Source organism: Aerosakkonema funiforme FACHB-1375 (genome assembly GCF_014696265.1).
Taxonomy (GTDB): Bacteria; Cyanobacteriota; Cyanobacteriia; order Cyanobacteriales; family Aerosakkonemataceae; genus Aerosakkonema; species Aerosakkonema funiforme_A.
Genome location: NZ_JACJPW010000069.1, coordinates 20,966 through 44,808, shown reverse-complemented (window position 1 = coordinate 44,808; position 23,843 = coordinate 20,966). Strand labels below are relative to the sequence as shown.

The following is a 23,843-nucleotide window of genomic DNA, read 5'->3' as shown; positions in this document are numbered from 1 at the left end:
CTAGCCCCTAGCCCCTAGCCCCTAGCCCCTAATTTCCGAACTTGTTCCCACAATTGCTCGCGACTGTGGGCAGGTTGCGAGCAGCTGAGTCCTGGGCAAACTTGGCCTACACTTCCATCTGGGAGATTATCCGCAAGCGCATAAACAGCTGTAGGCACATACTCAGCAATTAGAGATTGGAGATGCTCGCTGTTAGTACGAATCAGAGTGTGGTTAAGATACCAGTCTAAAGCAGTAAATAGACTGGGGCAGGCTTGGGGTTGGTTCATTACACTGCAAAAAGCTTGTAAAGCTTGCTCGGCACGATCGAGATATTGCAGATCTTCAGTCAGCAAGGCGAGCTGCACTAAGTTAGCGATCGCAATCCCATTTGCAGAAGGAGTAGCATTATCGTTATAGTTGCGCTCCCGCACCACCAGATCGCCGCTAGCATCCCTGGCTGTGTTATAATAACCGCCTAATTCCAGACTCCACAGAAATTCATCGAACTCTTCCTGCACCTTAACTGCTTTTTCGAGCCAAAAATTCGCTTTTGGTAATTCGTAACCGGAAGTTTCTTCGCTATCTTCAATTCTGAGGGTTGCTTGCTGCAAATCGAGGAGCGCTTTGATAAAAAGAGCGTAATCTTCAGACTGAGCCAGAACTGCCGGCTTTCCGTCATAATTGAGACGATGAAAGCGTTCCTGCACCCACTGGCTATCCAAAATAAAATTGGCGCATCGAACCGCAAGCAAAAAATATTCTATCTGACCGAATACAACATAAGCTCGTGCCAGCCCTGAAATCATCAGACTATTCCAAGCCACAATCATTTTTGGATCGGTAACCGGCGGAATCCTACCATCCCAATTACCGCTCTTAGCTTCCTGATTGTTAATAGCGGGCGGGAAAGTTTCCATAGTTTCAGGCGTTGCGCCATAACGCATTTGAAACAGTTTGGCTAACGCCGTTTCGATTGTGTCGCTCAGCTTACCCGGATGACGGCGTTGCAAAACATTGTTGCCTTCAAAATTGCCCTCAGCAGTAACTGTAAACTGCTCTTCCATCTCAGCTAACTCTTCAGAAGTGAGCAGCTGTTGCAGTTCGCTATAATTCCAGACGTAAAAGTTTCCTTCCTCTGGCTCTTTAGCAGTGCGATCGGGGAAACTATCGGCATCCTGTGCAGCGTAAAAGTAACCTTCAGGAGCAGTCATTTCCCGCTGCAACCACTCTACCGTACCGGCGATCGCGCTCTCAAATGCCGGTTCCCTTACTCCGCTACTCCACAAACAAGCCAGATATTCCACAATCTGACCGTTATCGTAGAGCATTTTTTCAAAGTGAGGCACTGTCCAAGATGGATCGACGGTATAGCGATGAAAACCTCCGGCTACGTGGTCGTAAATGCCTCCCAACGCCAGATCTAAGCCGCGCTTGGTACAAACTTGCCTAAAATCATTTTCGGATTCCTGATTTGCCACTGCCAGCTGAGAACCAAATCGTACCCCGCGCAATACCAGTTGGGCGTAAGGCATCATCGGGAAACTAGGGCCATAACCTACTCCCTTCAGTACGCTGGCGTTAGTATTTAAACCTTGTTGCAATAAAGATGAATCTAATTTTTCGCTACCGTCGGGTTGCAAGGCTGCTGCTTGCTGGAGATAACCGCGAATCTCAGCCGTGACCGATTCTACCTTCGCTTTTTCCGTATCGTAGTAGCGGCGTATGGCTTGGAGTACTTGTAGAAATCCGGGGCGTCCGTAGCGAGGTTGTACGGGAAAGTATGTACCGCCGTAAAAAGGCACTAAGTCTTTGGGATCTAGGAAGACATTGAGGGGCCACCCGCCTTGCCCGACCATCATCTGCAATCCTTGCATATAGATACTGTCCAGGTCTGGCCGCTCTTCCCGATCGACCTTAATCGGGATAAAATTGGCATTCATATATTCGGCAATGTCCGGATCGGAAAATGCCTCGCCTTCCATGACCGTACACCAATGACAGCTCGAATAACCGATCGAAAGGAAAATCGGCTTGTTTTCGCGGCGGGCAACTTCTATAGCTTCGTCACACCAAGGCCACCAGTCGAGGGGGTTTTCGGCGTGTTTACGCAGGTACAAACTTGGGGATTGAGCAAGGCGATTCGTCATGGCTACCGACTAGCTGCTATAACTCGGTATCGTTTCGCACGATAAGCGGGGCTTTAACAATAAATATGCAAGAGTGCCAAATAAGTTATTAAAGCTCTCATATCGATTACCTTCTATAGCAGTCTAGCGTGCCGGAGACATCGATCGCATCAAATCATTTCTCACCTGAACAACGTTTTCTGTGATTGAAACAGGCGATGGACGAGAACGGCGATAGGGGTTTGATTCGATCGCCAGCGATATGCTGTGCTTGCTTGCCGATCGGTTGGTGAGCTGACTAACGCCAGTAGCTGGAGCAAGAATGTGATGATGGCTGCTTGCAAAAGTCTTTTGGGCATGACACACTCCTCTTCCTCGCGTAAATCCTAAATAAAGTTTGACTGCTGTCATCCCACTTCGTTCCACCAAGTCACCCAACTGGGTGGTTTCAAAAATCTTATCTTATCGCTCTTGACGAATTTCTTTTTCCCAAGACTTACTTAGGCACGATGATTCCATAAACCGGGTTTTTACGTAGATTTCTAGCTCCAAAGCGAGGATTTGTCTTAGAAACCCATATTCTTTGCTTGATTTCGATTTCGTTTGGCTTGACAAAAAAACAATTCAATGAATAGTTCTTAAGCTTAAGGCAGCTAATGCGATACACAACCAAATCAGAAAGCAACAGCGTGTCAGCTGCATTGCTTGTCTGATTCGATCGGGAGTAATAGGGTTAATTGGATCTCCCAATAGGGGTTTGTGTTTGGCAACGCCGCGATACCAATTTGTACCTCCTACTTGCACACCCAGGATGGCAGCGTAAACACACTCACTCCAACCGGAATTAGGACTGGGGTCTGATGGCGCATCTCGAAGACACATTTGCCAAACATACCTGGGTCTACCGGATATAACTGCCAAGGTAATTACCAAAAATCTGCAAGGAAGCCAGGTAAGAACATCTTCCTGTTTGGCGCTAAACCATCCTATATATGTATAAGGTGCTTCTCGATAGCCGATGGTTGAATCGAGAGTACTTGCCGCTTTATAGGCAAGCGCTAAGGGTACGCTACCTACGATCGGCAAAAATGCACCGAGTATGGCATAAAATAATGGAGCCATTATCCCATCTGTGGCATTTTCTGTCACCGTTTCCAAAACCGATCGCAGGATTTCTGGCTCTGCTAGCTTATCAGTATCCCTACCTACATATTGGCTCAAACTAGAACGGGCTCCAGTTAAATCTCCAGATGTTAAGGGTTGCAAAACTTTTTCAGCAGCATCTCTCAAACTCTTGCCTGCAAAACAGCTGGCTAGGATAACCGTGGTAACAGCAATGCCCAATAAAGGATGCAGCCACTTGGCAGCTTGAACGATTAACCAACCCAATAACGCGCTACCCATTACCAAGATGATTCCCAGTACTATGCCAGCACATCGGGGTGCTATGGTATCTATCGGCAAATTAGCGATATTTTTTGTAAAATGAATGCAGCGTAGGGTAATAGGGTTGTTTAAAATTTCTATTAGATATTTAAATAAGCGATCGATTACCCAACCCATCAGCTGCACGGGATGAGGCCAACCCCAAGGATCGCCAATCAGGTAATCTAACCAGGCTGCTAATACCAAGACGAGCGCCGGCTCCAGTTGCCAAAAATCAAACTGCATACCTTCTCAAATGTTCGTTTTCAGCCCTCATCTGTCAGTAGACTTCGATCCTTCTGCGTTCATCCTTCATTCTTCCACTAATTGCTGACTATTAAACAACAAAACTCGTTTCTTCCCCCAAGGATGCTTGCCAGCTGCGGGCATCGAAATAAAGGTCTTCCAAGGAAATACTATAGAGAGCTTCTTTGAGCTTTTGGTGCAACTGTCGCCAAACGGTAAAAGTCACCCAGTCCTCAGCAAGCTTTGCATCGGGGGCGCGATGAGGGAGCGGTTCAATAGTTTCGCCAACTGCTTCTAAAATCTGTCCAAGAGAAATTTGTGCGGGTTGGCGTGCCAATTTGTAACCACCTTGGGCACCGCGAAGTGATTCGACTAAACCAGCACGACGCATCTCTATAAGCAGTTTTTCTAAGTATGGAGCTGGGATATCTTGACGGCGGGATATCGCTCTCACAGAAGTGGGACCGTATCCTGGCTGTAAACTCAAATCTAGCAGTGCCTTAACACTGTAATGTCCGCGAGTGGTTAGTTTCATCCTCTTGACAACTCATACGGCACATATCTATTTATAGAGTCTTTTAATTTCCATCTGGAAGCAACTGCCAGAAGCTAGATGTGGCTATTAAATCGTAAAGGCGCGTACTATGCAGTAAGTTTTGTTCTATAGCAGCATTCGTAGCAGTCGATCGATCGAGAATAAAGATCCTATCTACAGTGGCCCACTAACATATCGGATAACGACGCGCCTACTCTTAAGAGAGGGAGTCTGTCAGTTGGTTAAGGTAGGTTGTCGCTTATAACGGTTTAAATGCCGCCGATAAAGGTATGGGGGCATCAAAGCAAATAGAACAATTATTGCCACTACTGCTGACCGTTGAGGCAAGTGATGGGTGAAGAAGCTTCTTGTTGATAAACGCCCCTACAACTGCCGAACAATGCAAGATAACAAGTTGAGTGAGGGTGTTGTAACATAATTTTGCGAGCTGATACAAAGTTAAAGCTTCATAAGCATAGCAAAGTTTACCTAAAGTAAGATACTATAAAATACTTGAAGGATTAATTTTCGGGTCAAGTTAATGAGTAAAACCAAAAAGATCGAAACCCTAACTGGGGAAGCTCTCCTCAGAAGAGTCAAAGAGCTGGAAAATCTGAGCAAAGAAGAAAAGGCCAAAGAGTGCGGCTACTACACCGTCACAAAAAACGGTGTAGAGCGCGTCAATATGATGAAGTTCTTGAACGCTCTCATTGATGCCGAGGGCATTCAGTTAGACAGCAAACAAGGTGGCAACGGACGCGGCGGACGTAGTGCTAGCTATCGGATTAGTGTGCAATCTAACGGTAACTTACTGATTGGCTCAGCTTACACCAAACAGATGGGACTACAGCCAGGAGATGAGTTTGAAATTTCTCTGGGACGCAAGCATATTCGGCTGCGTCAACTAAATGCAGATGAAATTCCAGAGGACGAAGAATCCTGAGCTTTAATACCAAGCGGAAAGCTGCTTAGTTGCATACGCCGACCGATCGCCGCGCACGGTCAGGCGAAGCTAGGGGAATGCTTTCTTTCTGCTGTCAAGCAAAGATAAATTCCCGCAAAGCTACTTGAAGTTTTCAAGCAGGTTGCTTGAGTTTGTTTAGAGGCAACTCATCCGTTTTAGATGACGTTGATAGGTAGCGAGTGAGTGCCTGACCTGTAACTGCTACATCACAAGCTAAGTTAATCCCCTCCCGTTCTAGTAAGCCTAAAACTCGCTGGGGATTGTCTCGCTCAACTACAGGTAGCTGATGCAAACCACGAGCTGCCATGCGGTCTAAAGCCTCAGCAACAGACTCAGAAGTGTATGCGTAGAGGATTTCTTTGGTGCAGATAGATTCCAGGGTCTGAGTGGCTAAATTGCAAGCAAGAGGATCTGCTTGCGATCGTGCGATCGCCCGATTGATATCCTTAAGAGTAACAAGGCCAATCAGTTGCTCGTTTGCATCAACAACCAAAGCCGTATGGCACCTCTCATCAGTAAGAGCAAGGCCAGCTTCTAGGACACCGCAGGAACCCAATAGCATCAAGCGTGGTATTTGCATAGCTGCCTTCACAGGCATTTGCTTCAAAATTTCCAGATACTGGTCTTTCTCTACATTCAAGCCCATTTGTTGCAGGTTCAAACCCTGAGTGGCAGTTGGCTTAAGTCTTTCCACCAACCAAACGCTAAGACCCACTGCTGCCATCAAAGGTAAGACAATACGGTAATCCCGTGTCAGCTCGAATAACAAAAGAATAGATGTCAGCGGAGCTCGCACGCTTCCAGCCAAAACCGCAGCCATTCCAACCATTGCATAAGCCGGTGGTGCGGCGATATTGGCGCTCATTCCCGGTAGCAAAGCTGCCAGAATTTTTCCGTAAGCTGCTCCCGAAGACGCACCCAAAAACATCGCTGGGGCAAAAATGCCGCCCACCAATCCGCTACCCAAACTTACCGCCGTCATCAATAGCTTGACGACCAGTAACAGTAACAGCAGTTGTAGCGAAAACTCCACATCTTGGAGCATAGCCTCAACAGTTTCGTAGCCGATGCCCAGAATTTGAGGTAACTGCAAAGCTACCAAACCTACGCAGAGACCGCCTAGTATGGGATGAATAAATCTAGGAATTCGACCCAACCAGCTAAAAAAAGGTACTTGTCCGCGAAAGCAGCGCTGAGCTAGCTGAATTGCTTGGGTGTAAGTTATTGATACCAGACTTGCCAATAAACCCAATCCCATGTATAGGGGTAATTCCAGGGGGCTGCGAACTTCGTAAACAGGCAAGCTAAAAGCAGGTTGAGCCCCTAATCCAATCTGAGCGATTAAAGCGGATACAACAGCTGCTAGCAGTACGACGCTAACTGCTGAGGTAGCAAAAGTAGTTCCCAGCACTACCTCTAGGGCAAAGAACACTCCGGCGATGGGGGCATTAAACCCGGCTGCCAAGCCGGCGGCAGCTCCAGCCCCCAAGAGTAAACGATGCCGTTCTTGAGAAACTTGTAGCACTTGGCCGAGCAGCATCCCAAAATTTGCGCCAATTTCTACGCTCGGCCCCTCCGGTCCCAGAGAAGCACCCGATCCTAACGAAATCGAAGCTGCTACCATCTTCGTCACCGGTCTGAGCTGTCTGGCGACGGCGTGGCGAGATTCTTGGGTAGTCGCAATTAAGGTAGAAATGCTTGGGCCTAAGTCTTGCCAGCGCCAGCGCATTAAGCCAACGAGCAAGCCACCGATAGTGGGAACGCAGGCGAGAGTCCACGCACCCCAAGCCGATATCTTTCCCATCAAGTCCTGTAGCATCAGGGTATGGATCAGTTCGATCAAATAGTGAAACGTCACTACACCCATACCTGTACCGCTACCAATCAGCACTGCCAGAATCAGTACGACAGTTTCTGGGGATGGCTGGAGACGGTTAAAAAGGCGAGTTAGACGGGATGATTGGTTAGAAGTAAGACAAGATTGTCCTGTATTAAGCAATGGCTGTTCGTTCAGACGCACAGCAGTAGGAGGGATGGCGGTCATTATAAAGTTGACTATATAGAGAAACAGAGAAGTACTCTCATTTGACGATACGTTTGAAGTTCGGACTTAGTGTCTTACAGGTAGATGCCATGTTAGGTACACCAGTTGCGGTGTCCGAGATGGAACTCGGTGATGGTCTTACTTTCCCTCTCCGGTCGTTTCGACCTCGATCGACGCTAAGTCGAACCCCGGCAGCAAAGCCCCTTTGGCAGGTAGAAAACGTTTCTTTGACGCTTGGTTATAGCGTTTTGTGGCTGTGGTAAGAGCGAGTAATCTGTTTGCACAGGATATCGCACTGCTGTTTTGTGAGTGCCAATTATCGGCGGTTTGGTTAAATTTTGTGACTGGCTCCTCATTTAGATTGTATCGATAAGGAAGACTACAGGTGTGCAGTTTTGGCAGTCAACAAGGGTAGACTAAGGATGATGCCAAAATAATCCAATCCATGTTGGCTAGTCTGAAAAGTTGCCTCTGAGTGTCAGGGGTAAAGCCAGGAAAGCAACGGGTGTGGAAAATGTCATCGTTTAGTAGTCCTATGAAATCGGCGAATATGTAAATCTGTGGCTAACGTCCTGTCGTCACTTCAAATAAACGAGAAGTACCCAGGCAGATGGGAGTCGCTAACAGTCACGCTATGGCGTCAGCTCATCACAAGTAAAACCTCTAATCTTGGCGCAGCCGCGTCAAGGCAGTGTTACCTTAATCAGCACTGAAAAATATATACATCCCGTGGAAAACTAGGAAATTCTGATGAATGCTCACACATTTGATGGTCATTCTGTTTCTTGCCCGATTTGCCATCGTTCTAAGGGAATGAGGCTGGGTAACACGGGCAGTGGACTATATATGTGTCCGTATTGCCAGGAACGCTTTGTAGTTAGTGAAAGCGGTCATTATGTCCGCGACCCCCAACCGAGTAAAAAACTGCGGACTGATGGGCAGATGTTACGTCGTCAAAGTCGCCCTTTGGCTCGTATGCGTCGGGATTTTCGCATTGTCAAACCTATTTCCCTGATTGCGATCGTCGGTAGCGCTATTTTCCTGGGTTACAGTTTGGCAACCCTGGATGAAAAGCCCACTCAACAAAATCCTTTGCAGGGATTTATGGATTGGGTGACAAAATTGGTGGAGTGACCAAATTGGTGATGGCGAAATGGGCATGGGGCGTTGCCATAAGAGATTCTTGGTGAAAAAGAGTTTTCGATCTTTTGGCCCACTACCCCACTCACCTACGGTACTCTCTTGGCATCGACTTCTCTCGTAATTAGAGTCCAACCTGCGGCTGCGCCTAGCGATCGCATCGGTTGTAAACTTAAATTTTTTAGAGAGGATGGATCGAGCAATAAGTAGGGGGCAGGTTGTGACTGCCAATATTTCTTCAGGTCTAAGTTTATAGCAGAAGCGGGGATCACTTGGCGATCGCTATAAAAATTCAACGAAGGACGAAAGTTGGGGTGGGATGTATATATCTTTTCTCCTATTGGGATATCGCTTTTGAGGATGATCTCGGCAACTGGCTTAACTGGATAATATTCGGCTAATTCCCAAACCCAATGTTCCGAAGTCATTAGCAGCACTAAGGAAACATAAGTACCCCAAAACAAAATGGGGATAAATTGAAGGTCGCGACGCGCAACCAAGACAGCTGCTAGGGTCATGGTTAGCGCAACTGAAGTCAATATCACCTGTATATCTTGTTCTGGTTTTGGAGAGAATCCACCAAAGTAAATACTTCCACCCCAACCTATCAAAGCTAGCAGCGCTAAACTAAGGCTCCAAGCGCGGGGATAGGATTTTGTCGTGGGCCAATACCAAACTTCTGCCAAATAGGCTCCCAGTGCTAATGCTAAAGCTGGATAAATCGGCAATACGTACCAAGGCAGTTTTGTACTCATTACCGAGATTACCAATAAGTAAACGCCACTCCAAATCAGGACTAACTTTGCCCAACCGAGATTGCGATTTTCCCAAGCTAAGCGCAAACTTTGGGGCAAAAAAAGCAGCCAAGGCCAGTTGTATTTCAAGATTTCCAGAAGATAATACCAAGGTGGCCCTGCATGATTTTCTATCGGTGCCCAAATACGCTGTAAGGATTGGCCGACAATACCTTCACTGATGAATGTCTGACGGTAGTGCAGAATCTGAGCTATGTACCATAAAGCGACTGGAAAACTGCCAATTAGGATACCAATCCAGAAATAAAAAGATGTTAAGAGTCGAGGTGTATCCCAGGCCAGAAATAGGAGGGCGATCGCACCTAATAATAAACCCAAAATACCTTTAGTCAGACAAATCAATCCGAAGCCAATACCAATGCCGAGACAGTAGCGTAAGTTACGGCGACTGCGTAATAAACACCACACCATAAATAGAAAAAAGCACAGTACTGTCCCATCCAGCATGGCCAATCGCCCATGACGTAAAATCGGCAATAAGGTTAGGTAAATCAAAGCCGAAAAAATGGCGGGTAGGCGTTGGGGAAAAATTTCTCGCCCGATACCGTAGAGCAGAGGAACGGAGAGAGCTGTTAAAATTGCTCCCGGAAAGCGGGTCGTCCATTCGTTAACGCCTCCAACCGAATACGCCCAAGCAATGAGGATATGTACGAGTGGGGGTTTGTTGATATATGGTGTATCGGCCAGCGTTGGGTAAAGCCAGCGCAAAGAGCCGCTTGGTGCCCGCCAAATGTCGCGGGCCACTTGAGCTACAATTCCCTCATCCCAATCTCGCAAGGGTAGGTTGCCCAGATTAATAGCATAAATTGTAATTGCTGCTATTAGCAATCCTAATACCCACAAGCGGTCAAACCAGATTCCCTGGCGACCCAAACGGTTTCCCAACTCACCTGACGTAAACAATTTTCGGTACATAGCAATCTAGATCGCACGACAAACAGATCGGACTTATACAGGATCGATCAATAGTTTGCAATAAAACTGGGTCTTCCGTACTTTATCTGGTAATTTAGCGTAAAATTTATGCAAAACCTTGCTGTGCTGGGCTTTTGTTATTATGCAACTAGGAAAGAACGAAAATTATGAACTATTTACAAAAAGCAAACTCAGTTTTAGGAATTGCTATATTACTGTGGGAAATTCCTATAGCGCCATCAGCGGAAGAAATAGTTCAAACTAGGGCAGAAGACTTTTATAACCGAGGTGTAAGCAAGACTCATAGAGAAGATTATCGAGGGGCGATCGCAGATTTACAAAGAGCTGCTACTTTATTTACCCAACAAAGAAATCCCGCAAATGCTTACAAAAGTAAAGCGCTTGCCATCTATTTGGAATGGGGACAAAAAAGACTTCAGTCTCCTGCAAGTTCTGAGCCGCTGCCAAGTTGGTACAAATCAGGGAGTTGTATCGGTGGAGATATTTGCCAATACGGCATTACTTCGATAGATCCAGAAGCAGAAAAAACTCCTTTTGGCGGTATATTAATCTTAGAAAAAAAACTGCGTATGCAACAAAGACCTGATGGTTCTGGCGAACCTGTTGAGGCAGTTTTAGATGTTCGGGTAGTACCAAAAATTCGTCCGGAGGAATGGTTACAACAAGTTAACTGTCAGATCGGAGGGAAAGCGGACGATCGAATTGTTGCTATTGTTCAAATTCAGGGGTTTGAAGATGCGGATTTGTATACGAAGGTGAGGCAAGCGTGGAGAGTAAATTTTAGCACTGAAAAAATTGACGCGATTCCTACGGCAAATATTGCTTGTGTTAATCCCTGTCCTGGTGGTTGTTGATGATAGGTGCAGATGGGAAAGTGTATGTTTGAGGTCATTCTCTCTGCATGAGTGGCATTTAAATAAATGATTGAGGCTGAAGAAATTGCGACTATATTTGGTATAGGATAAAATTCTCAAGCTAATTTTGCCAAAATTACACTATAAGAAGCGGTAAAGTATGAAAAAATGCGATCGCTAACCGAAGATTGGGTAACGATCGCATAAAGATCGGTATTTCAGACCGATCGCGAACCAATCCAGAGAAAAAGGCTTGGCGATCGATGCTTCACGTTTTTACAGTTCTTGTTTAGAACGGTAGTAAACAACCGCTCCCGTATCTGACACGAAATGGCAAGTTTTGTAGGAGCGTAAGAAAGATTTCCAGATAGACTCGCGGCTTTCTCGATAGTAATCGCCCAGTATTGGTTTGAGCGCTTCAGTAGCAGTTTTCAGATGGTAATGAGGAATGTTGAGAAACAGGTGATGAGCTACATGGGTACCAATATTATGATGAATGTTATTGATAAACCCATAATCTCGGTCAATTGTAGAAAGGGCACCTTTGAGAAAATACCAATCTTTACCGCGATACCAGGGAATATCAGCTTCTGTGTGGTGCAGAAAAGTTACTAAATCTAGCCAAATGACAAACACTACATAGGGGCCGAAATAGTATTTCAGCAGAAATAGCCAGCCATATTCATAGGTGAGCCAGCTTAATAAGCCTACCATCAATGTCAAGCATACAGTGCTGGTAATTACATCCCATTTTTCAGCAGGTTTAAAAAGAGGGCTGCTGGGCAGAAAATGAGAGCCTTTCTTGCCAGGAGAACGTTTAAACAGATAGAGAGGATAAGCAATCAGCAACACCTGGAAGCGGATGAGTTTTTCAGACCAATCCATCTGGCGATACTTACTTTCAGTAACGGGATACCAACTTTCATCGGTATCGATATTGCCAGTGTTTTGATGGTGAGTTCTGTGGCTGATGCGCCAGCCGTGAAAGGGAACAAGTATGGGAGTATGAGCTAGATGCCCGATCGCATTATTCAGCCATTTATGTTTGGAAAAGGAACCGTGACCGCAATCGTGACCTACTACAAACAAGGCCCAAAACATGGTTCCCTGTATCACCCAGAATACTGGCCAAAACCACCAGGAGTCCAGAAAGTGGGCTATTGCATAAAAAACTGTAATTACGGATACATCCAGAAAAAAGTAGGAAAGGGATTTCCAGGTGGATGGCTGAAAACATTCAGCCGGAATGGCAGATTTTAATTCTTGAAGGGTAAATGGGAGTTCTGAACTGACATCAGAAGATTCCGCTTTTGGAGAGGCGTTTAAGTTAACTAGGTGAGAGGGCACTGAGTTTTATATTTTACCTGACTGTAAACAAAGGGAATTATTATACATCTGGGTAAATACTGCAATAAAACGTAAAAGATGAGATTAGTCAACAGTATGGTTGCTAGGAAGTGGTAATTTTATACAACAATGTAAATACGGTTGAACTGGTAGCGGGTAATATGCTTTCTTGCCAATGAGAATAGCAATTGCGATCGCTCCTGGGCCACCAGAATGCTGCTGTCGAAAAGTTAAATTGTGTTAATCGGCATAGAGAACTTACTAAAATCATCCGGATAAAGGCAAGTTTGTGAAGTATTAAAGTGCAATGTGTGCTTCATAAAGTTGCAGGAATATTCCCATGTCTACCACCAGTATTGACAGTCAATTGATGAGTGTTGGAAAATTGCTCGCTGGTAACTACTCCTACTGTGTACCCAGTTTCCAAAGAGATTACTCTTGGACAGAAACAGAAGTCGAGCAGCTTTGGCAAGACATCACTGAAACTATTGATGAAGGACGCACCGAACATTTTATAGGCTCGATTGTTGTTAATAACTCTAGAAAGCCAGAACTCCAGTTAATAGACGGACAACAGCGCCTATCAACGATTTCAATATTGATGTGCGTACTTAGAGATATAGCCAAAGAACAAGGGGATAACCAATTAGCTCAAGCAATTTCAGAAAAGTATTTGGGTTCCTTGAATTTGCGAACGCGCAAGACAGAGCCAAAGCTAGTCCTCAACGAGAACAACAATCAATTCTATCAAAAGAATATCGTAGAATCAAAAGGAATTGAATCCTTACGTCAAATTGCCAAAGATAAGCAGTTAGAAAAATCTAGTAAACTAATAATTGATTCTTATTTATGTTTATACAAGTTTATTCAAGAACGTATGAAAAAATCTATTGATGTTGGAGAGGTTTTAATTCAACTGGAAGAATGCGTGAGAGATAAATTGATTGCGATTGTAATTGCTGTTGCTGATGAAGCCAACTCCTACCTTATTTTCGAGACTTTGAATGATAGAGGTTTGGATTTGTCTGTTGCCGATTTACTGAAAAACTATCTTTTTTCAAGGGCGGGAAAACACATTAAAGAAGTCCAGATTAAATGGGCAACAATTAATAGGCTAGCCGAAAATTTTGAATTGACAAAATTTATCCGCCATTACTGGTTATCACGCTATGAAAGCGTGACGGAGAAAGATTTATATCGCAAAATGGCCAGTAAGTTAAAAACTTCATCAGATGTTTTGAATTTTCTCAATGGATTGAGCGAAGCCGCTCAAGTTTATGGCGCACTGGAAAATTCTCAAAGTTTTGTTTGGGATTCTTATGATGTGAATGTTAAATATGACCTAGAAAGATTAAATATTTTCAAAGTAAACCAATGTTATTCTGTGTTGTTGGCCGCGAAAGATAACTTGCCAGCGGAACTATTCCCGAAAGTTCTCAGAATGATAGTTATTCTTTCTTTTCGCTACAGCGTCATTTCTGCCTCTAATCCTAACAAACTCGAATCTGCTTACGGTAAGATTGTCAAATATATTCGAGAGGAAAAACCCAAAACGGCTAAAGCTATCTTTGAGCAACTCAAGGAAATTTATCCCAAAGATACAGAATTTGCTAATTCCTTTGCTCAAAAGAGCTTAGCAAACAGTTCTAGGCTAGCACGCTACATCCTGAGCGAAATCAACAGTTATTATACAGGAAACAAAGAATTAGTTGCGAATCCAAATGGAACAGAGTTAAACCTAGAGCATATTTTACCCCAAAGTCTTAAAGATCTCTGGCTAGGAGAGTTCTCGAAAGCAGATCCAAATCTCTATATTTACAGACTGGGTAACATGACTCTGCTGGATTCATCAGTTAATCGCAAATTAGGAAATAATTCGTTTCAGGATAAGTGTGCTAAAGCTTATCAAAGCTCAAAGTTGAAGATTACGCAAGAGATTTTAGATTATCCAGTTTGGGGGCCAAAACAAATTGAAGAAAGACAAAATAAAATGGCTAAGGCAGCTTGTCAAATCTGGCGTCTAGATTATTAGAGTAGAGGTCTTAAAATTCTCAGAAAGCGAGTTTATTCAATAAACTCGCTTTCTTTGTATCCAATCAATTATGTTAAAATTGTGCCGCTCATCAATTTTTGATAGCGATACTCCAATTCAGCTTCTAACAACGGCCATCGCTGCAAATCTTCGTCTCTCAAAATAATTTTTTCGGCTGCATTTCGCGCTATTTCCAAAACTTCTTGATCTTCTACCAAACTGGCTAAGGCAAAATCGGGCAATCCTGATTGACGAGTACCTAAAACTTCGCCTGGGCCGCGAAAACGCATATCCATTTCTGATATGAAAAATCCATCCTGGGATTGTTCTAAAACATTCAGTCGCTGACGCGCATCAGCAGTTGTAGAACTGCTCATGAGCAAACAATAAGATTTGGCTGCACCGCGACCGACTCTACCGCGCAATTGATGCAACTGAGATAAACCAAAACGCTCGGCATTTTCGATCATCATTACCGTGGCATTGGGTACATCTACGCCGACTTCGATTACAGTAGTGGCAACAAGTATTTGGGTTTGATTATCGCGAAATAAATTAATTGCTTCATCTTTTTCTGCTGAATTCATGCGACCGTGAAGCAAGCCGACTTGAAATTCTGGAAAAATACTTTCGGAGAGGCGTTGATGTTCTTCAACAGCCGATCGCACATCTAATTTTTCCGATTCTTCTACTAGCGGCAGTACAATATATACTTGACGCCCTTGTGCGATTTCGCGACGAATCAAATCGTAAGCTTGAGTGCGTTCTTTCGCGGCTAAAGCTACTGTATTAATCGCTTCTCGTCCGGGTGGCAATTCATCGATTTGACTGACATCTAAATCGCCGTGTAAAGTGAGTGCCAATGTCCGAGGAATTGGCGTTGCAGTCATTGTTAAAACATGAGGTTGTTCGCCTTTTTGCTGTAACTTTGCCCGCTGATGGACACCAAATCGATGCTGTTCGTCAATTACGACCAAACCGAGTCGATCGAAATTCACGGTATCCTGAATTAAAGCGTGCGTCCCCACCAAAAGCGGCAATTCCCCTGTTTGCAGCTGGGCGTGTATTTCGCGGCGTTTTGCTGTTTTGGTGGAACCGGTGAGCAGTTCTACAGGTAGATGTAGCAAATTAAACCAACTGACCAGTTTGCGGTAGTGCTGTTCTGCGAGTACTTCCGTGGGAGCCATGAGAGCTGCTTGATAGCCGGATTGAATGGCGGCGAGGATGGCAATTACACCGACTACAGTTTTACCGGAACCGACATCACCTTGTATCAATCGATTCATCGGTTCCGGTTTTTGCAGGTCGTTGAGGATGTCGTTAATGACTCGTTGTTGGGCGTTGGTTAGTTTAAAGGGCAGTACTTTGTGGAATTCTTCGATCAGTTGACCTGTGGGAGCGAGGATGGCGCTAGCTTGCGTGCGGCGGAGGTTTTGACGGCGTTTGAGAAATCCGAGTTGGAGATAGAAGAATTCATCAAAAACCAATCGGCGACGGGCGGCATCTTTGGCGGCGCTGTCGGCGGGAAAATGGATGTTGGCGATCGCATTTTGTAACCCAATCAATCCATACTGATTCCGCAATACTGCTGGTAGCGGGTCTTGCAACTGCTCTACTGCTGGTAGTGCTGCCATTACCGCTTGTCGCACCAAGTCAGCCGGCACTCCTTCCGTCAGAGGATAAATCGGTACTACTCGACCGATATTAATCGATTCGATCGAATCTTCCGGATTGGCTAAAACTTCTATTTGCGGGTCGTCCAAAGTCAAGCCGTATTTACTTTCTTTCACCAAACCAGAAGCCGCAACGACTGCACCGACTGGATAGCGATTTTTGATCGACTCTTGCCAACCGCGATTCGTGTAGCGAGTCCCCGCAAAAAATCGGCTGACCTTGATCTTATCCGGGCCGTCTGTCAGCAAAATTTCTAATATCGTTAATTTCTTATTTTTTTGGCTGGTAAAACAATTACAGCGCTTGATTTTGCCTACAATTGTCACTGTTTCCCCGGCGATTAAATCGCAAATGCTCACTTGGCGCGAATAGTCGATGTAGTCGCGGGGATAGTAAAATAGCAGGTCGCGTACCGTCAGCAATCCCAACCTTGCTAAATATTGTGATTTTCTCGGCCCTACTTCTGCCAAACTGCTGAGAGGTTGCTCAAGTGAAATAGCTGAGAACGATAAGTTTTTTGATTTGCCATTCTTAGCAGGTGCTGATAAATTCTCCTTTGCTCTTGCTCCCCTCTCCGTAGATGGGTCGGGATTGGGGGTGGGATTCTCCCTCTGCCCTTGGGATTCCGTACCGGGCTCTATCTGCTGAAGAAACTGACGAGTTTGGGCAATGAGGTTTTGTCGCTCTTCCAGTATGAGGTTCGCATAACGGGCAAATTGAGCCGCTTTCTCTAGCCACTGGCGTCGCCATTCGGTGGCCAGATTGCTGGGAATTTTACCGAATTCCAAGCAGAGAAACTCGCTGAAGCGATATTGCTTCCCCATCAAGTCTGTGAAGCCGTTTTTTTCTTCTACTTCGAGGGCTTTGTGCAAACGCACCCAGTCTGTTCTGTCATTGGTCATTGCTCATCGGTGATTGGTCACCCAATTTTGGATTTTGGATTTTGGATTTTGGATTTTGGATTTTGGATTTTGGATTTTGGATTTTGGATTTTGGATTTTGGATTTTGGATTTTGGATTTTGGATTTTGGATTGGCTGGGCCTTGAATATTGTAGAGACGTTTCATGAAAAGTCTCCACTTTTTTGCGGGCAATTAAGAAATATGAACAAAATATTGACAAATGACTGATGACGGATGAGCGTTATTCATCGAACCAACTGACACGCCAAGCGGCTTCGGCTTCAGCGACTGACTTTTCGCGTTGCTTTTTGTGATAATCTCGCCCCAGGTTGTTCAGTTTTGCTGAGAGGCTGCGAATTTGGTGTCTCACAGTGGCTACTTTGGGATCGGTAAACTCAATTTCCGATAAGCGCAGATGAATAGCAGTTAATTGAATCAGGGTGGAACTTTCTGACTCCTGTTCGTCTGGTTTGTCCGAAGCAGAATCGTCTTCGGTTTCTATTACCAAGTTTAATAGGTTGGGCGGCCCTGGTACGCTTTCACCTGATGCTTCTACTTTGGCAGCTGCTTCTAACACTGGTTCGGGCAATTTTTTGGGTAATATTCCAGACTGCTGTAAAAGGCGATTGGTGTCGCGAGAGACTTTTTGGATAATTTTAGCGATCGCTCCCTCTAATTTCTCCTGCCAGAAGGCTAATTCGTCTGGCTTGGTGATGGGGGACTGGCTATTGGCTACGGACAAAGCATTCGCTACCAGATTCTCAGAAACAAATGAAAGATTGTCGCCCGAATTTAGAGGGAGGAGGGACAGGGAGGGGGAAGTGTCTTTTTCTTCTCTCTCTTCGCTCTCGCCTGGGGCTGTTTTTTCTTCTGCTTCAGGACTTGGGGCCCTTTCTGCTCGGTTGCCAAACAATCGGCTTACCAACTCGTCAAAGTTGGTGTTATGAGTGGGAAGATCGGGCAATAAGCCGGATTTCGGTGGATGTAATACTTCCAGCAATTGTTGTTTGGCATTTTCGGCCAGCTTTCGGATTGCTTTCTGCAATTGCTGCCGCTGACTGAAAGATAAACTGAGGAATGCTTGGGGATATGCTTGGGTGCAGAGGTGATAAGTTGCGAGGATCAGCTGCTGTCGCATTGCCTGCCCCAAGCCTTTGAGATAACGTTCGTAAGTGTTGTAGAAGTCTTGTGCGATCGCAGAAGTTGCTTCTTCCAGCGCCGCTATATCCTGCTCTATTTTCTCAATTGCTCTCGCCATCTACTTTTACAGATGCAAAGTTTCCATAAGTCCTGTTTTTAGGATAAGCCACAAATCAAAAACAGGGCATCTACGTGGGTTTACTTGTCTTTTTTGCTACTCAATGAGTTTCAAACTCAGTGTCACCCATTTGAGCGACAACTTCTTCAGCAAAGTTGGATTCTTGTTTTTCCAGTTTTTCGTCGAGTCCCAAAAATTCTTGTGGGGTAGGTATCCTGCCTGCCGAAATTTTTTTTGGAGATGTCTGATAATTTATTTTTTACCGCAGATGAAAGGTATACAGATCCCCGACTTCTTGAAGAAGTCGGGGATCTCGACCCAATAAACACAGGCCAACCTCAATGGATGGCCTGTCTTTTTTGTTACTTAGTTGTTGTGAGGCTACGAATTGCTACCCATTTGAGCGGCGACTTCTTCGGCAAAGTTGGATTCTTGTTTTTCCAATCCTTCACCGAGTACAAATCTGACAAAGCGACGCACTTGGATGTTTTCACCCAATTTGGCGACTTGCTGCTTGACCAACTCTTCCACTGTGATATTTTGGTCGCGGATGTAGGGTTGATCGAGCAAAGTCATTTCTTTGAGGCGTTTTTCAATTCTACCCTCAACAATCTTTTCTTTGATGTTGGCGGGTTTGTTGCCCAAGTCATCTCGCCCCATTTCGATCGCTTTTTCCCTTTCCACTACTTCCGATGGGATGTCGCCGACCTTGACGTACTCCACGTTCGGACAAGCCGCTATTTGCATAGCAATGTTCTGCACTAGGGCTTTGAACTCTTCATTGCGGGCCACGAAATCGGTTTGGCAGTTCACTTCCACCAGTACGCCTACTCTGCCGCCTGTGTGGATGTAGCTGCCTACCAGCCCGTCTGTAGCTGCTTTCGTTTCGATTTTGCCGGCACGGGCGAGTCCTTTTTGCCGCAGCCATTCCATAGCTTTGGTCATGTCAGCGCCGGTTTCCGAGAGCGCTTTTTTACAATCCATCATGCCTGCGCCGGTTTTTTGACGCAGTTCTTGGACAAGTTTTGCAGATATTTCCGCCATTTTGCCGATCGTCCCTAATCTATTTTCCTTGTTAACGCTGATTATTGATCGCTGTCTTCATCTTCATCTTCATCGGGGAAATCGCTCTCATCGTAGTCGATATCCTCTTCAGCGCCTTCGTAATCTTCGTAGTCTTCATCTTCCGCTGCTTCCAGCTGACCGTGACGACCTTCGTAGATGGCATCCGCTAATTTGCCAACTATTAGCTTAATCGATCGAATGGCGTCATCGTTTGCCGGAATGGGAATATCGACTAGATCCGGATCGCAGTTTGTGTCCAGCAGCGACACGATCGGAATATTTAATTTCTGACATTCTTGCACTGCGTTGTATTCCCGCCGCTGATCCACAATCACCACTACATCGGGAAGTTTCCGCATCGTCTTGATGCCACCCAAATATTTTTGCAGCTTTTCCATTTCGCGCCGCAAAACTGCTGCTTCTTTTTTAGGTAACAGCGCCAGTGCGCCATTTTCCTCGCGGCGTTCCAAATCTTTCAGGCGTTCCACCCGCGTTTTGATCGTAGCCCAGTTGGTGAGCATTCCACCCAACCAGCGTTGGTTGATGTAGTAAGCTCCACAGCGACTCGCTTCTTGTGCCACAATTCCAGCTGCCTGACGCTTGGTTCCGATGAACAAAAACTTTTTGCCCTGTTCGGCAGCAGTCCGCATATAGCTGTAAGCATCTTCCATCAACTGGGCAGTTTGTACCAAGTCGATGATGTGGACTCCATTGCGGGATGTATAAATGTAGGGAGACATTTTGGGATTCCAACGGCGAGTTTGGTGCCCAAAATGGACTCCCGCTTCCATCATTTGAGCCAATGAGACAACTGGCATATTTTTTTTGAACTCCTTTCGGGTTAATCCTCCATCCGAGCGGATTTCTTGCGAGGCGTACTCTTGTGCAAGAAACACCCGAAATCTCGGATGTGCGATTTAGACAACATCCTTTAACCTAGCACAGTTTGGGCGCTACCAGGAAAGTTGTCATCAAATTATTGAGTAAGATCTACTTCGTGGTTACGACTTAGCTGGGTAGCTTCTTTTGTTGCCGAATCGTAAGACCAAGCTTGAATAACCACCTTACCTGTTGGCAAAGTGGCAGGATTGATTGTGGCAGTCCAACCTGAGTTTTTATAAGCAGGATTGTTCAAAGCTTTGGCAACATCCGGTCTTGCTATATTTACGGGAGCTACTGCCAGCACTTTTTTATTGTCTGCTTGCGTAATAATTACGCTGTCAGCTAGTTTGTTCTTGTTAGCTAGAACAGCCCAACCGCTTACCTTGATGGGAGTTGATTTTGAAATCTTATGAGTTGGGGCACTAGAGTCATTAATGACATCTAAAACACCATACAGGCTACCTGGTGTTGGTGCTTTAAATTTTACTTCGCTGACATTTTTTATTTGAGTGGTAGATACGCTGACTGTCGAGGATGTTTTGTCAACAGCTGGAGATGCTGCTGTTGGAGCAGATGCGGAAGACGAATTATCTGGTGAAGTTGTATTGGTTGCGCTCTCGGAGTTGCCAGAGCAAGCAGCTAACGAAACAGCTAGTACTGAAATTAAACCAAAAATTTTTGCCCGTTCAAGCATATGTATGTCTGAGATTAAAGTAAGTTGCTGTACCTTGGAAGCTTCAACTTCCACCAAACACCCAACAAAAGGGTAGTGCCCGCTAAATAACTTTATTAAGATATCATAACTTCGCTAACTTCTGGTGCAAAGCAGGTAGAGTATTTTACAGTAGTTGGCAAAATATTTCAGGCAAGCCAACTTTTTTTTACCGCATTTGAGCATAAGCAGCGTAAACAGCTTTGACGTTGTACCAATTCAAAAAGATTCGCGCTATTTCCAGCGCTAATTGCGGTTTCCCCCTGTCTATGAGGGCTTGCAAAAACCCCGCCATTGTACGTTCGTTGAGGAGACCGCCAAGGGAGAGGAGTCCCCAAAGCAGTCGGTGCAGCCAAGTCATTTGGATCGCCATGCGAACTTCCCAGGTGGGGTGTTTTTGGTAGAACAGAACGCCCATGCGTCCCCGCTGAATTTCTTTTTCGATCAGTTGCGGTAGCTGGTCTAAGCGAAAAGGTGGATGCCAGTGGTAGCCGATCGCAGCGGGACATTGGATCAGTTTGAGACCGAGTTTTTTGAGTCGGACGCCGAGTTCTAGGTCTTCCCAGCCATAGAGTTGAAAGCGGGTGTCGAACAGTCCGGCGGATAATAACCAGTGGCGGGCGATCGCCACATTCCCCGTCGCAAAGTAAGCCGCCGAGAAGTCGGTGAGTTTGTACGGTTCGGAAGTCGGGTTATCGAAGTTACAAGTGTTGATGACGCGCCCGTAGGTGAACAGACGATCGCTCATGAGCGATCGATATCCCTGCATCAACGTATCTGCGTGCGCTTGCAGGAAATTTTCCGTCACTACCAAATCGCTATCGATAAAAACGATCGTATCGCCTGTAGCTTTTTCTACACCGAGATTGCGGGCAGCGGCTGGCCCTTGGTGGTCTTGCTGGAACGATCGCACATGAGGAAACTCAGCCGAATGCGCTGACAGCCATTCCAAAGTACCGTCGGTCGAGCCATCGTCCACCAGCACAACTTCGTAACCGGTTATGCAGCTACCAGCACCCAAACGCTGATGTTCCAAGGCGCGAAGGCACTTTTCCAAAATGGGTTTGCGATTGTAAGTTGGGATGACGACGCTGAAAAACACCGGTAAAGTTACTCATTGCTATTCGCCCGCTCATTGTATCGCAAAGAAAGGGCGTCGGGGTTAGGGGTTAGGGGTTAGGGAAAAGGGAAGAGGGAGAGGGAAGAGGGAAGAGGGAAAAAGGAAAATATTAATTCTTCTGTTCCCCCGCTCCCCCTCTCTTCCCCTAGCCCCTAACCCCTAACCCCTAACCCCTAACTAAAATTGTGCTTTGTCCGACAAGAATGGGTGTACGAGTGGGGGATAATAAAAACTCGTTGTTTTGCTGGATGGAAATAATGGGTCGCGCCAACAAAGTTGTGCTGCTGTTGGCGTATCGATTAAAAAAAGCGCTCCGGCGGGAACATATTTAGCACGCGATGCTGCGGGAAAGGAAAATTTGGCATGAAAGCTCAAGATTTAGTCGGAAAAACGATCGCATTTGCTGGCTCCGGGGGTTTGGATAGCTGCACCATCACCCGTTGGCTCACAGATATGGGTGTACAGGTGATTTGTTTTACAGCCGACCTGGGTCAACCCGACGAAGAAGATTTGGATGTCGTCCGCAAGCGGATGCTCTTGGCTGGAGCAGTTGATTTTGTGTTGTTACCCGCACGAGAACCGATAGCAGAAGCGGGTTTGAGCGTGATTCAATCTCAAGCTTGCTACGAGGGACGCTACTGGAATACGACCGGTATCGCTCGCTGTGTGTTGGCGAAAGCGATGATCGAAGAAATGCAAAAAAGGGGACTGACTATCTTCAGTCACGGCGCAACGGGACGCGGAAACGATCAAGTGCGCTTTCAACTGATCACCAATATGCTCGCACCGGAGTTTGAGGTGTACGCGCCTTGGCGGGATGAAGAGTTTCTGGCTCGTTTTCCGGGTCGCAGCGAAATGATTGACTTTTGTCAAGCAAAGGGACTTCCCGTGACGGCGACGAAGGATAAACCTTACTCTACTGATGCGAATATGCTGGGTTTAACCCACGAGTCGGGACATCTGGAAGCGCTGACTACACCGGCACATTTTGTTAAACCGATCATGGGTTGCTACCCCGCCGATGCGCCAGACGAAACAGGCGAGTTCACTGTGGTGTTTGAAAAGGGTCGCCCAATATCAGTAAATGGCAAATCTGTCAATCTGGTAGAGGCAATTGTAGAAGCAAATGCGATCGGCGGACGGTATGGTATTGGTATCGGTACTCACTTAGTCGAAAATCGCTTTGTGGGAATTAAATCGCGGGGAGTTTATGAAAGCCCAGGTGTAGAATTGTTGGGAACCTGTTATGCTTTTTTACTGCAACTGATTTTAGATCGTCGCGCCCGCGAATTCTACGACCAGCTATCTTTATTAATAGCTAAGCAAATTTATCAGGGTTACTGGTTTGACTTGGCAACTCAAATGGCACTTTTAGCGATTGGGAGAACCGCAGAACTGGCGACGGGAACTATTACGGTTTCTGTTTACAAAGGAAATATTTCTTTTGTTTCCGCTAGCAATACGCCGCATTCCCTATACTCAGAAGAAAATGCGTCTATGGAAGGTATTGGCAGTTACAATCACGCCGATTCTGAGGGATTGTTGCGCGTTTTTGGTGTGAGTGCGCGTGTTTTGGCTACCAGCGGTCAAATTAAAGGTTGAGAGTCGTAATTGGTCAATGGTCATCTAATTTTGGATTTTGGATTTTGGATTTTGGATTGGCGGCGCTTTGAACATGGTAGAGACGTTTCATGAAACGTCTCTACCATATTCGGAAAATTTTTGATTATTTGCATTAAAATGGGAGGTTTTATAGCCATTTTTAGATAAATCAAAAACTAAGA

The 23,843-nt window shown here is 45.6% G+C and carries 19 protein-coding genes; 6 read left to right on the top strand and 13 right to left on the bottom strand.

The genetic code is table 11. The features are described from left to right. Positions 1–14 precede the first annotated feature (14 nt). The 4 genes from H6G03_RS23655 to H6G03_RS23640 all read right to left on the bottom strand — a co-directional run bounded on the left by H6G03_RS23655 (position 15) and on the right by H6G03_RS23640 (position 4,314). Entirely contained in the window at positions 15–2,129 is a 2,115-nt protein-coding gene (locus H6G03_RS23655; RefSeq protein WP_190469470.1) for a thioredoxin domain-containing protein, read from the bottom strand. 123 nt (positions 2,130–2,252) lie between these two features. Further along, on the bottom strand, positions 2,253–2,519 hold the full coding sequence (locus H6G03_RS23650) for a hypothetical protein (protein WP_190469466.1): 267 nt from the start codon (positions 2,517–2,519) through the stop codon (positions 2,253–2,255). Between the two features lie 213 nt (positions 2,520–2,732). Beyond that, positions 2,733–3,779 carry an adenosylcobinamide-phosphate synthase CbiB gene (cbiB, locus tag H6G03_RS23645; RefSeq protein WP_190469463.1) on the bottom strand — a complete coding sequence of 349 codons (1,047 nt, stop codon included), beginning with the start codon at positions 3,777–3,779 and terminating at the stop codon, positions 2,733–2,735. A gap of 91 nt (positions 3,780–3,870) precedes the next feature. Next, positions 3,871–4,314, bottom strand: a complete 444-nt coding sequence (locus H6G03_RS23640; protein ID WP_190469460.1) for an Rrf2 family transcriptional regulator — start codon at positions 4,312–4,314, stop codon at positions 3,871–3,873. Positions 4,315–4,855: 541 nt separating this feature from the next. Between H6G03_RS23640 and H6G03_RS23635 the strand changes: the two genes are divergently transcribed. Beyond that, a complete protein-coding gene (locus tag H6G03_RS23635) occupies positions 4,856–5,257 on the top strand; it encodes an AbrB family transcriptional regulator (RefSeq protein WP_190469457.1) in 402 nt (133 codons plus the stop codon). Positions 5,258–5,390: 133 nt separating this feature from the next. On the opposite strand, the gene H6G03_RS23630 is transcribed toward H6G03_RS23635, so the two are convergent. Continuing rightward, complete coding sequence (locus tag H6G03_RS23630; RefSeq protein ID WP_190469454.1) at positions 5,391–7,322, bottom strand: chloride channel protein; 1,932 nt, start codon at positions 7,320–7,322, stop codon at positions 5,391–5,393. Between the two features lie 750 nt (positions 7,323–8,072). Here H6G03_RS23630 and H6G03_RS23625 point away from each other — a divergent pair. After that, complete coding sequence (locus H6G03_RS23625; RefSeq protein ID WP_190469450.1) at positions 8,073–8,456, top strand: hypothetical protein; 384 nt, start codon at positions 8,073–8,075, stop codon at positions 8,454–8,456. Positions 8,457–8,551: 95 nt separating this feature from the next. Here the strand turns inward: H6G03_RS23625 and H6G03_RS23620 are convergent, their stop codons facing one another. Beyond that, positions 8,552–10,192 carry an ArnT family glycosyltransferase gene (locus H6G03_RS23620; protein WP_190469447.1) on the bottom strand — a complete coding sequence of 547 codons (1,641 nt, stop codon included), beginning with the start codon at positions 10,190–10,192 and terminating at the stop codon, positions 8,552–8,554. Between the two features lie 167 nt (positions 10,193–10,359). Between H6G03_RS23620 and H6G03_RS23615 the strand changes: the two genes are divergently transcribed. Continuing rightward, the gene (locus tag H6G03_RS23615; protein WP_190469444.1) at positions 10,360–11,067 is read left to right on the top strand and encodes a tetratricopeptide repeat protein; all 708 of its coding nucleotides are present in this window, start codon (positions 10,360–10,362) and stop codon (positions 11,065–11,067) included. Between the two features lie 276 nt (positions 11,068–11,343). On the opposite strand, the gene H6G03_RS23610 is transcribed toward H6G03_RS23615, so the two are convergent. Beyond that, positions 11,344–12,414 carry a DUF3474 domain-containing protein gene (locus H6G03_RS23610; protein ID WP_190469441.1) on the bottom strand — a complete coding sequence of 357 codons (1,071 nt, stop codon included), beginning with the start codon at positions 12,412–12,414 and terminating at the stop codon, positions 11,344–11,346. A 340-nt stretch (positions 12,415–12,754) separates the two neighbouring features. On the opposite strand from H6G03_RS23610, the gene H6G03_RS23605 reads away from it, so the two are divergent. Then, a complete protein-coding gene (locus H6G03_RS23605; protein ID WP_190469438.1) occupies positions 12,755–14,446 on the top strand; it encodes a DUF262 domain-containing protein in 1,692 nt (563 codons plus the stop codon). Positions 14,447–14,514: 68 nt separating this feature from the next. On the opposite strand, the gene recG is transcribed toward H6G03_RS23605, so the two are convergent. The 6 genes from recG to H6G03_RS23570 all read right to left on the bottom strand — a co-directional run bounded on the left by recG (position 14,515) and on the right by H6G03_RS23570 (position 22,041). Next, on the bottom strand, positions 14,515–17,022 hold the full coding sequence (gene recG / locus H6G03_RS23600; RefSeq protein ID WP_190469434.1) for an ATP-dependent DNA helicase RecG: 2,508 nt from the start codon (positions 17,020–17,022) through the stop codon (positions 14,515–14,517). A gap of 241 nt (positions 17,023–17,263) precedes the next feature. Then, on the bottom strand, positions 17,264–18,280 hold the full coding sequence (locus tag H6G03_RS23590) for a hypothetical protein (protein ID WP_190469427.1): 1,017 nt from the start codon (positions 18,278–18,280) through the stop codon (positions 17,264–17,266). Between the two features lie 381 nt (positions 18,281–18,661). Then, positions 18,662–19,324 (bottom strand): translation elongation factor Ts, encoded by a 663-nt coding sequence (tsf, locus tag H6G03_RS23585; RefSeq protein WP_190469424.1) that lies wholly within the window; start codon positions 19,322–19,324, stop codon positions 18,662–18,664. Positions 19,325–19,365: 41 nt separating this feature from the next. Continuing rightward, the gene (gene rpsB / locus H6G03_RS23580; protein WP_190469421.1) at positions 19,366–20,163 is read right to left on the bottom strand and encodes a 30S ribosomal protein S2; all 798 of its coding nucleotides are present in this window, start codon (positions 20,161–20,163) and stop codon (positions 19,366–19,368) included. 158 nt (positions 20,164–20,321) lie between these two features. Beyond that, positions 20,322–20,921 (bottom strand): hypothetical protein, encoded by a 600-nt coding sequence (locus tag H6G03_RS23575; protein WP_190469419.1) that lies wholly within the window; start codon positions 20,919–20,921, stop codon positions 20,322–20,324. 187 nt (positions 20,922–21,108) lie between these two features. Beyond that, positions 21,109–22,041, bottom strand: a complete 933-nt coding sequence (locus H6G03_RS23570) for a glycosyltransferase family 2 protein (protein ID WP_190469417.1) — start codon at positions 22,039–22,041, stop codon at positions 21,109–21,111. A gap of 259 nt (positions 22,042–22,300) precedes the next feature. Here H6G03_RS23570 and H6G03_RS38950 point away from each other — a divergent pair, with 259 nt between their 5' ends. Together H6G03_RS38950 and argG are read left to right on the top strand one after the other, a co-directional pair. Further along, on the top strand, positions 22,301–22,426 hold the full coding sequence (locus H6G03_RS38950; RefSeq protein ID WP_255512272.1) for a hypothetical protein: 126 nt from the start codon (positions 22,301–22,303) through the stop codon (positions 22,424–22,426). Continuing rightward, a complete protein-coding gene (argG, locus tag H6G03_RS23565; RefSeq protein ID WP_190469414.1) occupies positions 22,423–23,661 on the top strand; it encodes an argininosuccinate synthase in 1,239 nt (412 codons plus the stop codon). Before H6G03_RS38950 ends, argG begins: the two co-directional genes overlap by 4 nt. Positions 23,662–23,843: the final 182 nt, after the last annotated feature.

Coding starts and splice junctions, on each gene's coding strand:
- H6G03_RS23655 (WP_190469470.1), bottom strand. CDS start 2,129: ATGACGAATCGCCTTGCTCAATCCCCAAGTTTGTACCTGCGTAAACAC.
- H6G03_RS23650 (WP_190469466.1), bottom strand. CDS start 2,519: ATGACAGCAGTCAAACTTTATTTAGGATTTACGCGAGGAAGAGGAGTG.
- cbiB (WP_190469463.1), bottom strand. CDS start 3,779: ATGCAGTTTGATTTTTGGCAACTGGAGCCGGCGCTCGTCTTGGTATTA.
- H6G03_RS23640 (WP_190469460.1), bottom strand. CDS start 4,314: ATGAAACTAACCACTCGCGGACATTACAGTGTTAAGGCACTGCTAGAT.
- H6G03_RS23635 (WP_190469457.1), top strand. CDS start 4,856: ATGAGTAAAACCAAAAAGATCGAAACCCTAACTGGGGAAGCTCTCCTC.
- H6G03_RS23630 (WP_190469454.1), bottom strand. CDS start 7,322: ATGACCGCCATCCCTCCTACTGCTGTGCGTCTGAACGAACAGCCATTG.
- H6G03_RS23625 (WP_190469450.1), top strand. CDS start 8,073: ATGAATGCTCACACATTTGATGGTCATTCTGTTTCTTGCCCGATTTGC.
- H6G03_RS23620 (WP_190469447.1), bottom strand. CDS start 10,192: ATGTACCGAAAATTGTTTACGTCAGGTGAGTTGGGAAACCGTTTGGGT.
- H6G03_RS23615 (WP_190469444.1), top strand. CDS start 10,360: ATGAACTATTTACAAAAAGCAAACTCAGTTTTAGGAATTGCTATATTA.
- H6G03_RS23605 (WP_190469438.1), top strand. CDS start 12,755: ATGTCTACCACCAGTATTGACAGTCAATTGATGAGTGTTGGAAAATTG.
- recG (WP_190469434.1), bottom strand. CDS start 17,022: ATGACCAATGACAGAACAGACTGGGTGCGTTTGCACAAAGCCCTCGAA.
- H6G03_RS23590 (WP_190469427.1), bottom strand. CDS start 18,280: ATGGCGAGAGCAATTGAGAAAATAGAGCAGGATATAGCGGCGCTGGAA.
- tsf (WP_190469424.1), bottom strand. CDS start 19,324: ATGGCGGAAATATCTGCAAAACTTGTCCAAGAACTGCGTCAAAAAACC.
- rpsB (WP_190469421.1), bottom strand. CDS start 20,163: ATGCCAGTTGTCTCATTGGCTCAAATGATGGAAGCGGGAGTCCATTTT.
- H6G03_RS23575 (WP_190469419.1), bottom strand. CDS start 20,921: ATGCTTGAACGGGCAAAAATTTTTGGTTTAATTTCAGTACTAGCTGTT.
- argG (WP_190469414.1), top strand. CDS start 22,423: ATGAAAGCTCAAGATTTAGTCGGAAAAACGATCGCATTTGCTGGCTCC.